Here is a 15,199-nt window from a genome sequence, read left to right on the forward strand (position 1 = left end):
TGCCCCGCGGAGCCTTATTCCATAAGGCTGCTATTCAAATTACCGAACCATAGCGAGGCAATTTGACCGACACAGGGCTCTACCGCGCTGCAACGAGGAAAATGTGTATAAGTCAAGTCTTGACAAGCACTGAATCGGCAACCGGTGCGGGGTTGCGCCCTGTTTAGCGCCGAAAACGAAACGCTGTCACCCCGCAGTGCAGCATGACAGCGCTTGCGTTCAGGCGGCGGCTCCGCTACGGATCGCGCGGCTGTGGTTATGCACCTCGTCGACGAGTTCGGCGACGTGATCGGGCGACGTGAATTGCGAAATACCGTGTCCGAGGTTGAATACATGGCCCGGATGGTTGCCGTAGCTGTCGAGCACCGCGCGCGCCTGCTCGCGCACCGCGGCGGGCGGCGCAAACAGGATCGTCGGGTCGAGGTTGCCCTGCAGCGCGACTCGCCCCGCGACGCGCTCGCGCGCGGCGCCGAGGTTGACCGTCCAGTCGAGTCCGACCGCGTCGACGCCGGTCGCCGCGATCTCCTCGAGCCACAGCCCGCCGCCCTTCGTGAACGTGATGACCGGCACGCGCTCGCCGTCATGCTCGCGCTTGAGCTGCGCCACCACGCGGCGGATGTAGTCCAGCGAGAAGCGCTGGTACGCGCCGTCCGCCAGCGCGCCGCCCCACGTATCGAAGATCATCACGGCCTGCGCGCCCGCTTCGATCTGCGCGTTCAGGTAAGCCGCCACGGCCTGCGCGTTCACGTCGAGGATCCGGTGCATCAGGGCGGGGCGCGAATACGCCATCGACTTCACGGTGCGGAAATCGTCCGACCCGCCGCCTTCGACCATATAGCACGCGAGCGTCCACGGGCTGCCCGAAAAGCCGATCAGCGGCACGCGCTGGCGGCCCTGGCCGTCGGTGAGCGCGCGGCGGATCTCGCGCACCGCGCCGGTCACGTAGCCGAGCGTCTCTTCGATGTCCGGCACCGCGAGCCTCGCGACGTCGGCCTCGGTACGCACCGGATGCGCGAACTTCGGCCCTTCGCCGACCTGGAAGTCGAGGCCGAGGCCCATCGCGTCCGGAATCGTCAGGATGTCCGAGAACAGGATCGCGGCGTCGAGCGGAAAGCGCTCGAGCGGCTGCAGCGTCACTTCGGTTGCGTAGTCGGGATTCTTCGCGAGACCGAGGAAGCTGCCGGCGCGTGCGCGCGTCGCGTTGTATTCGGGCAGGTAGCGGCCGGCCTGGCGCATCAGCCAGATCGGCGTGTAGTCGGTCGGCTCGCGCAGAAGCGCACGCAGGAAGGTGTCGTTGAGCAGGGTATGGGCCACGGTAGGAGCGACGATGCGAAGGCAAAGCGGCATTTTACCGGACAGCCGCCGCAAGGCTGCGCATGCCGGCGCGATGGCGGCCATATGACGCGCGCGATGGCTCCGTTATGATCGGACGCTCATATCGAACGAAACGAAGGAGGAGACCGATGAAACCATTCGCCACGCTCGCCGCCGCCGCGTTGTTTTGCTGCGCCGCCGCGCACGCGCAGACCGCCGCGGGCGCAGCAGCCACCGCACCGGGCGCCGGCTCGCGGCTCGACGACGTGCTCGCGCGCGGCACGCTGCGCGTTTGCACGACGGGCGACTACAAGCCGTATTCGTACTACCGTGCGGACGGCCGCTTCGAGGGCATCGACATCGACATGGCCGAATCGCTCGCGAAGTCGCTCGGCGTGAAGACCGACTACGTGAAGACGAGCTGGCCGAACCTCACCGGTGACTTCGTCGCGAAATGCGACATCGCGGTGGGCGGCGTCTCGACGACGCTCGAGCGCCAGAAGCGCGTGTTCTTCACGCAGCCGTACGTCGTGGACGGCAAGACGCCGATCGTGCGCTGCGCGGACGCCGACAAATACCAGACCGTCGCGCAGATCGACCGGCCGGAAACGCGCGTGATCGTGAACCCGGGCGGCACCAACGAGCGTTTCGCGAAGCAGTATTTCACGCACGCGAACCTCACGGTCTATCCGGACAACGTAACGATCTTCAAGCAAATCCTCGCGGGCAAGGCGGACGTGATGGTGACGGATGCGTCCGAGACGCTGCTGCAGCAAAAGCTGAATCCGGGCCTGTGCTCGGTTCATCCGGACAAGCCGTTCCAGTTCGGCGAGAAGGCGTACATGGTGCCGCGCGGCGACGTCACGTTCCAGCAGTACGTCGACCAGTGGCTGCATCTCGCGCTGTCGACCGGCGAGTACCAGGCGATTTCGGACAAATGGCTGAAGTAAGCGGGCTCGCACGCGGCGTCCCGCAGCGACTTTAGCGGGCACCGACCCCGCGGCCGCCGGCCGCGAAAATCGCTGGGCGGCGGCGGCCGAATCGCCGCCGTTACACTTCGACGCGCCGGCAAAATCGGCCCGATACCGGCGAACTGGCCGAACGGTCGACTTTCGCGCCGGCCAATCACGTTTCAAAATCTTTCTGACGAATGAATCGTCATGCGCGGCATCTGCCGAACCGCGCATTTTCTCGCGTGCAAATCGGCAATTCGTCGAGCCTGATACGCATGAAAAACGCATCGTGCGCACGCGCTGAAAACGCTGCGGAAAATATGGGTAAAAATGACCTTTTTCGGGCCCTCAAAAACAGCAAAAAATCCCGGAAAGCCTTATCTGGCGGGCGTTACAACCTGAAACACTTTGTTACCGCGAGGGGTCATTAATTCGCCCACAATGGCCTCAACGGTTTCAACACGGATGCGGTCTCGTGTGCCAAGTGTGAGCGGACGCGAAGCGCTGCGAGCCAGTCGGTCACGTACCGAAGCCCTTCCGAGGGGCATCCCTGTTGGAGTCGTTTCCGGCCCCCCGCCGGACTCGGTTTCATCTTTGGTCTCCTCGCGCTAACCCCGTAGCGTGTGGTTTTTAGCGGGCTAATAAGCCCGCTTTTTTTCGTCCATCGAAAACGCAACGGCCCGCAGGCCGCCGCGTTCTTCCAGCGCATTTTCCCTTCTTCTTGCCGCGCTAAGCGGTCTTCTGCACGTCGAGCTTCAGCTCCTCGATCATCCGGTCGCGCATCACGAACTTCTGCACCTTGCCCGTCACCGTCATCGGCAGCTCGTCGACGAAGCGGATGTAGCGCGGGATCTTGTAGTGCGCGATCTGCCCGTTGCAGAACGCACGCACGTCGTCTTCGGTCATCTGCTCGTCCGCGCGCAGCACGATCCACGCGCACAGCTCCTCGCCGTACTTCGCATCGGGTACGCCGAATACCTGCGCGCTCTGAATCTTCGGATGCCGAAACAGGAATTCCTCGATCTCGCGCGGATAGACGTTCTCGCCGCCGCGAATCACCATGTCCTTCAGGCGGCCGACGATGTTGCAGTAACCGTCCGCGTCTAGCGTCGCGAGGTCGCCCGTATGCATCCAGCCGTCCACGAGCACCTCGCGCGTCTTCGTGTCGTCGTCCCAGTAGCCGAGCATCACCGAATAGCCCTTCGTGCACAGCTCGCCCGTCGCACCGACCGGCACGATATCGCCACTCGGATCGACGATCTTCACTTCGAGATGCGGCTGGATGCGGCCGACCGTCGTCGTGCGCTTCTCGAGCGGGTCGTCGGTCGAGCTCTGGAACGACACGGGGCTCGTCTCCGTCATCCCGTATGCGATCGTGATTTCGGACAGGTGCATCTGCGACACGACGCGCTTCATCGTCTCGATCGGGCACGGCGAACCCGCCATGATCCCGGTGCGCAGCGTCGACAGGTCGAATTGCGCGAACGCCGGATGATCGAGCTCCGCGATGAACATCGTCGGCACGCCGTGCAGCGCGGTGCAGCGCTCTTCGGCCACCGCCGCGAGCGTCGCGACCGGGTCGAACGCTTCGCCCGGGAACACCATCGCCGCCCCCTTCGACACGCACGCGAGCACCGCGAGCACCATCCCGAAGCAGTGATAGAGCGGCACCGGGATGCACAGCGTGTCCTGCTCGGTGAACCGCATCGCGGTCGCGATCGAGCGCCCGTTGTTGACGACGTTGCGATGCGTGAGCGTCGCGCCCTTCGGGCTGCCCGTCGTGCCGCTCGTGAACTGGATGTTGATCGGATCATGGGCCGAGAGCGTCGCGCCGATCGCATCGAGCAGCGCGGGATCGACGGCCTGGCGGCCGCGCGCCATCACGTCCGCGAAGCGGAACATGCCGGCCGGCGCGACGTCGCCCATCGACACGACCGTGCGCAGGCTCGGCACGCGCGCCGCATGCAGGTCGCCCGGCGTCGCGGTCGCGAGTTCCGGCGCGATGGTCTGCAGCATCTCGACGTACGCGGACGTCTTGAAGCGCTCGGCGGCGATCACGGCTTTACAGCCGACCTTGTTCAGCGCGTATTCGAGCTCCGCGAGCCGGTAGGCCGGATTGATGTTGACGAGCACCGCGCCGATCCGCGCGGTCGCGAACTGCGTGAGCAGCCATTCGCTGCGGTTCGGCGACCAGATGCCGACGCGATCGCCCTTCACGATGCCGAGCGAGGCGAGCCCGGCCGCCAGCACGTCGACCTCGTTCGCGAACTCGCGCCAGGTCCAGCGCACCTGCTGCTCGCGGAACACGACGGCCGGACGATCGGGAAAGCGGCCGGCCGTGTCGAGCAGGAACCGCCCGATCGTCGCTTCGGAGAGCGGCACGTCGGTCGTGCCGCGCACGTACGACAATCCGTTTTCGGGCGCGATCAGCGCCCCCACGCCAAGGTCTGCTGCCATGAATGTCTCCGTCCGTTTTTGTCTGACCGGCCCGACATGCGGCTCACGCGTGTCTGCACCGCCGCCGTCGCGACGGATAGCCTCTGAGCGGATGATGCCGTGCGCGGCTGACGACACTCTGACATCGAATCGCGACGGACGGGTGAAATAGCACGACCGGACGGTATGATCCGACCCGTAAAAACAGATGAAAACGACGGGCGAAAAAAAAGCAGCCCGAAGGCTGCTTTCTTTCGCGGGATACGCGGCGCGGCTCAGTGCCGGCTGCGGATCTTCGCCAGACGCTGGATCGCTTCGAGCTGCGCCATCGCGGTCGCGAGCTCGGATTGCGCCTTCGCGAGGTCGAGATCCGACTTCGCGTTCTGCAGCGTTTCCTCGGCACGCTTGCGTGCTTCCTCGGCTTTCGCCGCGTCGAGGTCCTTGCCGCGGATCGCGGTGTCGGCGAGCACCGTCACGGCACCCGGCTGCACTTCGAGAATGCCGCCCGCGACGAACACGAATTCGTCGTTGCCGCCCTCGACTTCGATGCGCACCGCACCCGGACGAATCCGCGTGATCAGCGGCGTGTGACCCGGCAGAATGCCCAGCTCACCCGTTTCGCCCGGCAGCGCGACGAATTTCGCCTCGCCCGAGAAGATCTGCTCTTCCGCGCTGACGACGTCTACTTTGATGGTTGCCATATCGACTCCTGTCGATCGGAACGAGCGCTTCAGCGCCGGTTCCGATCCCATGCACGGCGGGTTGAGCGTATTACGTGAGCGCCTGTCCGCGAACGGATACCATCAAGGTATCCGTCACGGACGTAGCGGCGCCCGCTGCGTTACGCCTGACCCTTACGAGATCTTCTTGGCCTTTTCGAAGGCTTCGTCGATCGTGCCGACCATGTAGAACGCCTGTTCCGGCAGGTGGTCGCACTCGCCGTCGACGATCATCTTGAAGCCACGGATCGTTTCCTTCAGCGGCACGTACTTGCCCGGCGAGCCCGTGAACACTTCAGCGACGTGGAACGGCTGCGACAGGAAACGCTGGATCTTACGCGCACGTGCGACCGACAGCTTGTCTTCCGGCGACAGTTCGTCCATGCCCAGAATCGCGATGATGTCGCGCAGTTCCTTGTAGCGCTGCAGCGTCTGCTGAACGCGACGGGTGATCGAGTAGTGCTCTTCACCGATCACGTTCGGGTCGATCTGGCGCGACGTCGAGTCGAGCGGGTCGACCGCCGGGTAGATACCCAGCGAAGCGATGTCACGCGACAGAACGACGGTTGCGTCCAGGTGGCCGAAGGTCGTAGCCGGCGACGGGTCGGTCAAGTCGTCCGCAGGGACGTACACGGCCTGGACCGACGTAATCGAGCCCTTCTTGGTCGACGTGATGCGCTCTTGCAGCTTGCCCATTTCTTCAGCCAGCGTCGGCTGATAGCCCACTGCCGACGGCATACGGCCGAGCAGTGCCGACACTTCGGTACCGGCCAGCGTGAAACGGTAGATGTTGTCGACGAAGAACAGCACGTCGAGGCCTTCGTCACGGAAGTGCTCGGCCATCGTCAGGCCGGTCAGCGCGACGCGCAGACGGTTGCCCGGCGGCTCGTTCATCTGGCCGTACACCAGCGCGACCTTGTCGAGAACGTTCGAGTCCTTCATTTCGTGGTAGAAGTCGTTCCCTTCACGGGTACGCTCGCCCACGCCCGCGAACACGGAGTAACCGCCGTGCTCCTTCGCGATGTTGTTGATGAGCTCCATCATGTTGACGGTCTTGCCCACGCCTGCACCGCCGAACAGGCCGACCTTGCCGCCCTTTGCGAACGGGCAGATCAGGTCGATGACCTTGATACCCGTTTCGAGCAGTTCGGTCGACGGCGACAGTTCGTCGAACGCCGGAGCCTTCTGGTGGATCGAACGCGTATGTTCGCTTTCGATCGGGCCGGCTTCGTCGATCGGACGGCCGAGGACGTCCATGATACGACCGAGGGTCGGCTTGCCGACCGGCACCGAAATCGGCTTGCTCGTGTTCTTCACGGTCAGGCCGCGGCGCAGGCCGTCGGATGCACCCAGACAAATGGTACGGACCACGCCGTCGCCCAGCTGTTGCTGGACTTCGAGCGTCAGTTCCGAGCCATCGAGAATGAGCGCGTCGTAGATCTTCGGCATGCTGTCGCGCGGGAATTCCACGTCGATAACGGCGCCGATGCACTGTACGATCTTGCCTTCTACCAAAGCAGCAGTACTCATCGCTTTTCCTTTAAATACCTGATTCTTTACTCGCGCAAAGGCGCAGTTGTCGTCCGTGGCGCGCGCTTAAACAGCGGCTGCGCCGCCGACGATCTCCGACAGTTCTTTCGTGATCGCGGCCTGGCGGCTCTTGTTGTATACGAGCTGCAGTTCGCTGATCACCGTCTTCGCGTTGTCGGACGCGGCCTTCATCGCGACCATGCGCGCCGATTGCTCGGACGCCATGTTTTCCGCGACGGCCTGGTACACCAGCGCCTCGACGTAACGCACGAGCAGTTCGTCGACGACTGCCTGCGCGTCCGGCTCGTAGATGTAGTCCCACGACGTGGCCGGCGTACCGTCATCGGCTTCGAAGTGTTCCGACGACAGCGGCAGCAACTGCTCGATCACGGCTTCCTGCTTCATCGTGTTGACGAAGCGCGTGTAAGCGATATAAACCGCCGACAGCTTGCCTTCCGAGTACAGATCGAGCTGCGTCTTCACGGCGCCGATCAGCTTGTCCAGATGCGGGGTGTCGCCGAGGTGCACGACCTGCGACATCACCTTCGCGCCGAAGCGGTTCAGGAACCCGAGGCCCTTGCTACCGATCGCGGTAGCTTCGACCTTCTGGCCCTTCTCTTCCAGCTCCTTGAACTTCTGAACCGTCGCACGCAGCACGTTGGTGTTCAGACCGCCGCACAGACCCTTGTCCGTCGTAACGAGAATGATGCCGGCCGTGTTCGCACCTTCGTTCGCCACCATGAACGGGTGACGGTACTCCGGGTTCGCACGGCTCATGTGCGCGGCGATGGCACGGACCTTGTCCGCATAAGGACGAGCGGCGCGCATGCGTTCCTGCGCGCGACGCATCTTCGATGCGGCCACCATCTCCATCGCCTTCGTGATCTTGCGCGTGTTCTGCACGCTCTTGATCTTCCCGCGAATTTCCTTCATTCCAGCCATAGCTTGCTCCTTTGCGCCCCGAGTTAGCGCTTTAGCGCTTTACTCGGGGCTCATGCATCGCTCACCGAAGCGGCGCGGGCGCATCAGCACCCGCGCGGCCTCAGTGTGTCACTCGCGGATCAATAGGCACCGGACTTCTTGAAGGATTCGATCGCCGAGCGCAGTGCGCCTTCGTCGTCCTTCGAGAGATCCTTGGTGTCTTCGATGCGCTTGATGAGGTCAGCGTGGCTGGTCTTCAGGTTTTCGCGCAGGCCCTTCTCGAACGACAGCACTTGCTTGACGTCGAGGTCGTCGAGGTAGCCGTTGTTCGCGGCGTACAGCGACACGGCCAGTTCCCAGACCTGCAGCGGCTGGTACTGCGGCTGCTTCAGCAGTTCCGTCACGCGGCGGCCGCGCTCGAGCTGCTTGCGGGTCGCTTCGTCGAGGTCCGATGCGAACTGCGCGAATGCCGCCAGTTCACGGTACTGCGCGAGGTCGGTACGGATACCGCCCGACAGCTTCTTCACGACCTTCGTCTGAGCGGCGCCACCGACTCGCGACACCGACACGCCGGCGTTGATTGCCGGGCGGATGCCTGCGTTGAACAGGTCGGTTTCCAGGAAGATCTGGCCGTCGGTAATCGAGATCACGTTCGTCGGAACGAACGCGGTCACGTCGCCAGCCTGCGTTTCGATGACCGGCAGTGCCGTCAGCGAGCCGCTCTTGCCCTTCACTTCGCCGTTCGTGAACTTCTCGACGTACTCTTCCGACACGCGAGCCGCACGCTCGAGCAGACGCGAGTGCAGATAGAACACGTCGCCCGGGTACGCTTCACGGCCCGGCGGGCGGCGCAGCAGCAGCGAGATCTGACGGTATGCCCAGGCTTGCTTGGTCAAGTCGTCATAGATGATCAGCGCGTCCTGGCCGCGATCGCGGAAGTATTCGCCCATCGTGCAGCCGGCGTACGGTGCGAGGTACTGCATCGCTGCCGAATCCGAAGCCGAAGCGGCGACGACGATCGTGTATTCCATCGCGCCCGTTTCTTCGAGCTTGCGAACCACGTTCATGATCGACGAAGCCTTCTGGCCGATCGCGACGTAGATACAGATCAGGTCCTTGCCCTTCTGGTTGATGATCGCGTCGAGCGCCACCGCGGTCTTGCCGCACTGACGGTCGCCGATGATCAGCTCACGCTGGCCACGGCCGATCGGCACCATCGCGTCGATCGACTTGATGCCCGTCTGCACCGGCTGCGACACCGACTTACGCCAGATCACGCCCGGGGCGATCTTTTCGATCGCGTCGGTCAGCTTCGCGTTGACCGGGCCCTTGCCGTCGATCGGGTTGCCGAGCGCATCGACCACGCGGCCGACGAGTTCCGGGCCAACCGGGACTTCGAGAATGCGGCCCGTCGTCTTGACGATGTCGCCTTCCGAGATGTGTTCGTATTCGCCGAGAATCACCGCGCCGACCGAGTCGCGCTCGAGGTTCAGCGCGAGGCCGAACGTGTTGCCCGGAAACTCGAGCATTTCGCCCTGCATCACGTCCGACAGGCCGTGGATACGCACGATACCGTCGGTCACGGAGATCACGGTGCCCTGGTTGCGAACGTCTGCGCTCGCTTCAAGGCCCTGGATCCGGCTCTTGATCAGCTCGCTGATCTCAGAGGGATTGAGTTGCATTATTCGCTCCTGATAGTCAATTCTGTTGCGTGCCGGCGTGGCGCTCAGGCGGTCAAGGCAGCCTGCATCGATGCGAGGCGCGCGCGAACCGAGGTGTCGAGCACTTCGTCGCCGACCGTCACGCGCACGCCGCCGATCAGCGACGAATCGACTTCGACCGTCGGTTTCAGCTTGCGCTTGAACTTGCGTTCGAGGCCCGAGACGAGACTGTCGAGATCCGCGCCGTTCAGCGGGAACGCGCTCACGATCTCGGCGTCGGCTGCACCTTCACGTTCGTTCTTGAGCGCCTCGAACTGCTCGGCAATTTCCGGCAGCAGCGCGATGCGATGATTGTCGACCAGCATCTGCACGAAGTTCTTCGCTTCGGCGCCGGCCGCGAGCGGCGACTTCGCAGCAGCAAGCAGCAACTCGGCTACTTGCGTGCGCGTCACCTTCGGGCTCGACGCGACCGACAGCACTTCCGGCAGACGCGCAACCTGGGCCAGCTCTTGCACGAGCGTGGACCAGGCGGCGATGTCACCGCCCTCGGCCACGCGGAACAGCGCTTCTGCGTAAGGGCGGGCGATGGTTGCAAGTTCGGCCATGATCAGAGCTCGGCTTTCAGTTGATTCAGCAGTTGGGCGTGGGCCGTTTGATCGACTTCGCGCTTCAGGATCTGCTCGGCGCCCTTCACGGCCAGCGTAGCGACTTCGCCACGCAGCGCTTCGCGCGCCTTCACGATTTGCTGTTCTGCTTCCGCCTTCGCCTGGGCGACGATGCGGGCGGCTTCAGCCTGGGCGTTGGCCTTGATTTCCTCGGCGACCGCCTGGGCACGCTTTTCAGCGTCGGCGATGCGCTGCTGGCCGTCATTGCGGGCCTGCGCGAGTTCCTGGTCCACGCGCTTGTGCGCTGCGTCGAGTTCTGCCTTGCCCTTCTCGGCGGCGGCGAGGCCGTCGGCGATCTTCTTCGAACGTTCGTCGAGGGCGTTGATCAACGGCGGCCACACGAACTTCATCGTGAACCACGCGAGGACCAGGAACACGACCATTTGCGCAAACAGAGTTGCGTTGAGATTCACGGTGTTTCCTTATCTGCTATTCCGGAAAAATGAAACGGTAAGGCGCTCATCGAGTTGCATTCGATCAGCGCCCCAAGTCTCCGTTCCGCCCTGCGCCGGCTCACGCCGGACGCATATTTCCGAGGAACCTTAGCCTGCGACGAGCTTCGACAGGAGCGGGTTCGCGAACGCGAACAGCATTGCAACACCCACGCCGATCAGGAATGCCGCGTCGATCAGACCAGCCAGCAGGAACATCTTCGTTTGCAGCGGGTTGATGAGTTCCGGCTGACGTGCGCAGGCTTCGATGTACTTACCACCCATCAGCGCGATACCGATACAGGCGCCGATTGCACCCAGGCCGATGATGATGCCGATACCGATGGCGGTCAGACCCTGGATGTTGGCGATGTAAGCTTGCATGATCACTCCTTTGTGAAAAGACTTGGAACTGAGATTTAAAAAACTAAAACGGAAACTCTTTTTTGCACGCCGCGCTTAGTGCTTGTCGTGCGCCTGGCCGAGATACACCAGCGTCAGCATCATGAAAATGAATGCCTGCAACAGAACAATCAGGATGTGGAAGATTGCCCAGACGCTGCCCGCGATCACGTGGCCAACGAAGCCGAGGAACGTTGCGTCGCCACCGAAGCTCCACATGCTGCCGAGCAGGGCGATCAACAGGAACAACAGCTCACCCGCGTACATGTTGCCGAACAGCCGCATACCGAGGGAGACGGTCTTGGCGAGATATTCGACGATGTTGAGCGCGAGGTTAGGGATCCACAGCAGCGGGTGGGCGCCGAACGGTGCCGACAGCAGCTCATGCACAAAGCCGCCCGCGCCCTTGATCTTGATGCTGTAGTAGATCATCAGGACGAACACGCCGAGCGCGATGCCGAGCGTGCCGTTCAGGTCGGCCGTCGGGACGATGCGATGGTGGGAAATCACGTCCGACAGACCGAGCAGGCCGATCACGCGGCCCGGCAGGTCGACCGGGAGGAAGTCGAGGGAGTTCATCAGCGCGACCCACACGAACACCGTGAGCGCGAGCGGAGCGATGAAGGTACGATTGCCGTGAACGATGGCCTTCGATTGGTCTTCGACCATCTCGACGAGCATCTCGATCGCGCACTGAAAACGGCCTGGCACGCCCGACGTCGCCTTGCGGGCAGCCAGACGCAGCAAGACGATCGTCACGATGCCGCAAACGATCGACCAGAACAGCGTGTCGAGATTCCAGACGTGGATGTCGAAAATCGACGTCTGATGCGAGGTGGAGAAATTCTGCAAGTGGTGCGCAATGTACTCGGACGGATCCGGACCGCGCGTGCCTTCGCTAGCTGCCATATCGTTAATGCCACCCAAATTGTCGAAAATCGTTTTGCCCGTTCCGCAACACGCTATTGCGGGAACGGGCCGGTGCGGTTCGTTGTCGAAACCGCACGCTGCTTGTTCCTTACCGCCAGGCCAGTGCGATCCAGTACGTCTTCAGCACGACGAGGTACGTGACGAGGAACGGCACCCAGTGCACGCCGGCCCAGCCGAACGCCACTGCAGTGAACATCCCGATCGTCAGAGCGAGCTTCAGGGCTTCGCCCATCACCCAGCTCATCACGGTGGCCGAACCACCTGCCTTCAGTCGTGCCACGAATACCGCACTTGGCACCCAGCCGATCGCTCCGCCCAGAAACGCGGATTGCGCAGCGGCGCCCGGCGACTTCGAAAACAGCCACCACGCCAGCGTTGCAACCAGGGACAGAACCACTTGCGCGAATACCACCTTATAGGGGGTCACGCGCGAGGGCTTGCTCACGTTCGGGCCGAACAGCTTTTCGGCTTCTGCCCGCGTGAGCGGAACGATGTTGTTATCTTGCTGCTCGGCGTCCCAGTCATCGTCGGATTCGCGCCGCTCGCCGGCCGCCGAAGCGGTGCGTTGCGTGCGCTGATCATCGTGCCTGTCGTCCGGCGCCTGACCCGCCATCGCAATCTTCCGCAAAATCCTGAACCCGGCCCCAAGCTTTCTGAAAGCTTTCAGGGGTGCCTAGCTAACAAATCCGGGCGATTGTAAGCGATAGTTGCAAGTGATTCAAGGCTTTAGACGCGACAAAAACCTGCGTAAAACGACGCCTCATCATGTGAAAAAACACGCGATTCGACGACGTACGATGACAGTTGTAAGGTCGCTTTTTTGCACCGGTATTTCTTGCTCGAAAAAACCCGGCGACGAGGAAATGGCAAGGAAACGAGGCCCGATGCGGGTGCCGGCGGGACGGCACGAACGCCGTCCGGAATCCGCGCCGTGACGCGGCCCCGGACTCGCGCCCGGCACGACGCACCGAGCAGGCAAAACCCTGTGACCACCTAGCAGCACCGGATGCACGAAATCCGGGCCGACATCGACGCGTCGGATCATCCAATCAGTTGTCATGCCACCACAGGCAATCGACTGTGAATTGCCGGACTTATCAACAGCCCCGCAACCAGCGCGAATACTGTGCACCCGCCCCGCCACCCGAATCGCACGGCTGTGCCGCGCGCAGCCGCGTCACTCAACCATGAACGAGCAGCCACGCGCCGACCGCCGCGCTGGCGAGTGCGAACGGAATCGAGACCAGATGGAACGGCAGCCACATGCGCGGCTCCTTCGCGAGACGCACCGCGATCAGGTTCGCAAGCGAGCCGATCGCGAAGCCGAAGCCGCCGACCGATACGCCGAACGCGAGCGCACGCCAGTCATGCGTGAATTCCGACAACAGGATCGCGGCCGGTACATTGCTGATGACCTGTGACAACAGCGCGCCGGCCGCGTAGACGCGCAGCGGCGAATCGAGCTGCGCGTTCGCAATCGTGTCGTGCACGACGGGCAGCGCAGCCGCGGTACGCAGCACGACGAACATCAGTACGAAGATCAGCAGCAGCAGCCAGTCGATCTTCAGGACTGCGTCGCGTTTGACGGCGAGCAGCACGATGGCGACACCGACGAGACCAGGCAGCGGATGATGCGCATCGGCGAGCAGCACGAACGCGGCGAACAGCACCGCCGCGATCAGCGCGTGCATGCGTTGCACGGGCAGCGCAGTGGCATCACCGGACAAGTCGAGCGGCTTTGCGCGAAACGCGCATGCGGTCAGCACGAGCAGCAGCGCCATCAGCGCGATCGCGAGCGGCCCGAGCGTGACGACGAAGCGGCCGAACGACACGCCGCTCAATTGCCACAGGAAAAGATTCTGGGGATTGCCGAGCGGCGTCGCGACAGACCCCGCGTTGACCGCCAGCGCGACGACGATCACGAGCCGCCGGAACGGCAATGGCGTCAGCGCACGCAACGAGACCATCAAAGGCACGACGACGAACAGCGCGACGTCGTTGGTGAGCCACATCGACAACAACGCGGCGAACCCCACGAGCAACAACGCGAGCCCGCGTTCGGAATGCACGTGATGCACGATGCGGTGTGCGAGCCACATCAGGCAGCCGGACAACTCGAGCGCCTTGGTCAGCATCAGCAGGCCCGCCAGCGTCGCGACCGTCTGCCAGTCGACACGACCGGCCAACACGGAAAATGGTTGCGGACGCACCCATTGCAGCACGATCAGGCCAAGGACAAGAACCGACAGCACCGGCTCCTGCGCAAGCCATCCCAGCCACCGGCGCGGAGTCGGCGCGCCCGTCTTCTCCATCGGCACCGCGTTACTCTTCGGTCGCGACGTTGCCGCGCAGCCGCACGAGAATGCCCTCGAGCGCGTCGAGGTTGCCGAAGTCGATCGTGACCTGCCCTCGCCCGCGGCGGCCGAGCTTGATCTTCACCGTCGACGCGAGCAGGTCGGACAACTCCTCCTCGAGACGTCGCGTATCGCGGCCGCCGTCGTCCTTCGCGCGCGCCTTCACGGCCGGCGCTTCCTTCGTCGTGTGCGAGACGAGTTTCTCGGTCTCCCGCACCGACATGCGCTTGTTGACGACCTGATGGGCGAGCGTGATCTGCGTGGCCGCATCGACGGCGAGCAGCGCGCGCGCGTGCCCCATGTCGAGATCACCGGCCAGCAGCATCGTCTGCACCGGCGAAGCCAGGTTCAGCAGGCGCAGCAGGTTCGACACCGCACTGCGCGAACGGCCGACCGATTCGGCCGCCTGTTCGTGCGTGAAACCGAACTCGTCGAGCAGGCGCTGGATACCGTGCGCCTCTTCAAGCGGGTTCAGATCCTCGCGCTGGATGTTCTCGATCAGCGCCATCGCCGCGGCGGCCTGGTCGGACACATCCTTCACGAGCACCGGCACTTCATCGAGGCCCGCCAGGCGCGCCGCGCGGAAACGGCGCTCGCCCGCGATGATTTCGTATTTGTCTGATGAAATGGGCCGTACCAGGATCGGCTGCATCACGCCCTGTGCGCGAATGCTCGCCGCGAGCTCCTGCAGGCTGCCTTCGTCCATCCGCGTCCGCGGCTGGTACTTGCCGGCCTGCAGCTTGCCGAGCGCGAGCGTGTTCGGTGCCCCTTCGATCTTCACCGCTTCGGTGATATCGGCACTGCCGCCGAGCAGCGCTTCGAGGCCACGTCCCAAGCCCTTCTTCTTTGGTACCGCGTTCATGTCTTTCTTCCTCGCTTCGCT

General features: G+C 63.4%; 14 protein-coding genes. 1 reads left to right on the forward strand and 13 read right to left on the reverse strand.

From position 1 onward, the window contains the following. Nucleotides 1-219: 219 nt before the first annotated feature. The gene (gene hemE / locus FOZ70_RS26245; protein WP_346656413.1) at nt 220-1,314 is read right to left on the reverse strand and encodes a uroporphyrinogen decarboxylase; all 1,095 of its coding nucleotides are present in this window, start codon (nt 1,312-1,314) and stop codon (nt 220-222) included. Nucleotides 1,315-1,463: 149 nt separating this feature from the next. On the opposite strand from hemE, the gene FOZ70_RS26250 reads away from it, so the two are divergent. After that, nucleotides 1,464-2,264, forward strand: coding sequence for a transporter substrate-binding domain-containing protein (locus FOZ70_RS26250; protein ID WP_219707185.1), 801 nt, complete (start codon nt 1,464-1,466; stop codon nt 2,262-2,264). Between the two features lie 732 nt (nt 2,265-2,996). On the opposite strand, the gene FOZ70_RS26255 is transcribed toward FOZ70_RS26250, so the two are convergent. The 12 genes from FOZ70_RS26255 to FOZ70_RS26310 all read right to left on the reverse strand — a co-directional run bounded on the left by FOZ70_RS26255 (nt 2,997) and on the right by FOZ70_RS26310 (nt 15,178). Continuing rightward, entirely contained in the window at nt 2,997-4,724 is a 1,728-nt protein-coding gene (locus FOZ70_RS26255) for an AMP-binding protein (RefSeq protein WP_219707186.1), read from the reverse strand. 254 nt (nt 4,725-4,978) lie between these two features. After that, nucleotides 4,979-5,404 (reverse strand): F0F1 ATP synthase subunit epsilon, encoded by a 426-nt coding sequence (locus FOZ70_RS26260; RefSeq protein ID WP_006477288.1) that lies wholly within the window; start codon nt 5,402-5,404, stop codon nt 4,979-4,981. 153 nt (nt 5,405-5,557) lie between these two features. After that, nucleotides 5,558-6,952 carry a F0F1 ATP synthase subunit beta gene (gene atpD / locus FOZ70_RS26265; RefSeq protein ID WP_021160446.1) on the reverse strand — a complete coding sequence of 465 codons (1,395 nt, stop codon included), beginning with the start codon at nt 6,950-6,952 and terminating at the stop codon, nt 5,558-5,560. A 66-nt stretch (nt 6,953-7,018) separates the two neighbouring features. After that, nucleotides 7,019-7,894, reverse strand: coding sequence for a F0F1 ATP synthase subunit gamma (gene atpG, locus FOZ70_RS26270; RefSeq protein WP_021160445.1), 876 nt, complete (start codon nt 7,892-7,894; stop codon nt 7,019-7,021). A 119-nt stretch (nt 7,895-8,013) separates the two neighbouring features. Next, nucleotides 8,014-9,555, reverse strand: a complete 1,542-nt coding sequence (gene atpA, locus FOZ70_RS26275) for a F0F1 ATP synthase subunit alpha (RefSeq protein ID WP_021160444.1) — start codon at nt 9,553-9,555, stop codon at nt 8,014-8,016. A gap of 44 nt (nt 9,556-9,599) precedes the next feature. Beyond that, the gene (locus tag FOZ70_RS26280; RefSeq protein WP_006482713.1) at nt 9,600-10,139 is read right to left on the reverse strand and encodes a F0F1 ATP synthase subunit delta; all 540 of its coding nucleotides are present in this window, start codon (nt 10,137-10,139) and stop codon (nt 9,600-9,602) included. A 2-nt stretch (nt 10,140-10,141) separates the two neighbouring features. Then, nucleotides 10,142-10,612, reverse strand: a complete 471-nt coding sequence (locus tag FOZ70_RS26285) for a F0F1 ATP synthase subunit B (RefSeq protein WP_021160443.1) — start codon at nt 10,610-10,612, stop codon at nt 10,142-10,144. A gap of 129 nt (nt 10,613-10,741) precedes the next feature. Then, nucleotides 10,742-11,014, reverse strand: a complete 273-nt coding sequence (gene atpE / locus FOZ70_RS26290) for a F0F1 ATP synthase subunit C (RefSeq protein WP_021160442.1) — start codon at nt 11,012-11,014, stop codon at nt 10,742-10,744. Nucleotides 11,015-11,089: 75 nt separating this feature from the next. Next, nucleotides 11,090-11,941 (reverse strand): F0F1 ATP synthase subunit A, encoded by an 852-nt coding sequence (atpB, locus tag FOZ70_RS26295; protein ID WP_012492242.1) that lies wholly within the window; start codon nt 11,939-11,941, stop codon nt 11,090-11,092. Nucleotides 11,942-12,050: 109 nt separating this feature from the next. Next, entirely contained in the window at nt 12,051-12,575 is a 525-nt protein-coding gene (locus FOZ70_RS26300) for an ATP synthase subunit I (RefSeq protein WP_021160441.1), read from the reverse strand. A gap of 568 nt (nt 12,576-13,143) precedes the next feature. Continuing rightward, the gene (locus FOZ70_RS26305) at nt 13,144-14,274 is read right to left on the reverse strand and encodes an SLC13 family permease (RefSeq protein WP_042975633.1); all 1,131 of its coding nucleotides are present in this window, start codon (nt 14,272-14,274) and stop codon (nt 13,144-13,146) included. A 10-nt stretch (nt 14,275-14,284) separates the two neighbouring features. Continuing rightward, nucleotides 14,285-15,178: a ParB/RepB/Spo0J family partition protein gene (locus FOZ70_RS26310; RefSeq protein WP_021160439.1), complete on the reverse strand. Its 894-nt coding sequence runs from the start codon at nt 15,176-15,178 to the stop codon at nt 14,285-14,287. Nucleotides 15,179-15,199: the final 21 nt, after the last annotated feature.

Source organism: Burkholderia sp. COPS, assembly GCF_019425585.1.
GTDB lineage: Bacteria > Pseudomonadota > Gammaproteobacteria > Burkholderiales > Burkholderiaceae > Burkholderia > Burkholderia cepacia.

Coding starts and splice junctions, on each gene's coding strand:
- FOZ70_RS26250 (WP_219707185.1), top strand. CDS start 1,464: ATGAAACCATTCGCCACGCTCGCCGCCGCCGCGTTGTTTTGCTGCGCC.
- FOZ70_RS26255 (WP_219707186.1), bottom strand. CDS start 4,724: ATGGCAGCAGACCTTGGCGTGGGGGCGCTGATCGCGCCCGAAAACGGA.
- FOZ70_RS26260 (WP_006477288.1), bottom strand. CDS start 5,404: ATGGCAACCATCAAAGTAGACGTCGTCAGCGCGGAAGAGCAGATCTTC.
- atpD (WP_021160446.1), bottom strand. CDS start 6,952: ATGAGTACTGCTGCTTTGGTAGAAGGCAAGATCGTACAGTGCATCGGC.
- atpG (WP_021160445.1), bottom strand. CDS start 7,894: ATGGCTGGAATGAAGGAAATTCGCGGGAAGATCAAGAGCGTGCAGAAC.
- atpA (WP_021160444.1), bottom strand. CDS start 9,555: ATGCAACTCAATCCCTCTGAGATCAGCGAGCTGATCAAGAGCCGGATC.
- FOZ70_RS26280 (WP_006482713.1), bottom strand. CDS start 10,139: ATGGCCGAACTTGCAACCATCGCCCGCCCTTACGCAGAAGCGCTGTTC.
- atpE (WP_021160442.1), bottom strand. CDS start 11,014: ATGCAAGCTTACATCGCCAACATCCAGGGTCTGACCGCCATCGGTATC.
- atpB (WP_012492242.1), bottom strand. CDS start 11,941: ATGGCAGCTAGCGAAGGCACGCGCGGTCCGGATCCGTCCGAGTACATT.
- FOZ70_RS26300 (WP_021160441.1), bottom strand. CDS start 12,575: ATGGCGGGTCAGGCGCCGGACGACAGGCACGATGATCAGCGCACGCAA.
- FOZ70_RS26305 (WP_042975633.1), bottom strand. CDS start 14,274: ATGGAGAAGACGGGCGCGCCGACTCCGCGCCGGTGGCTGGGATGGCTT.
- FOZ70_RS26310 (WP_021160439.1), bottom strand. CDS start 15,178: ATGAACGCGGTACCAAAGAAGAAGGGCTTGGGACGTGGCCTCGAAGCG.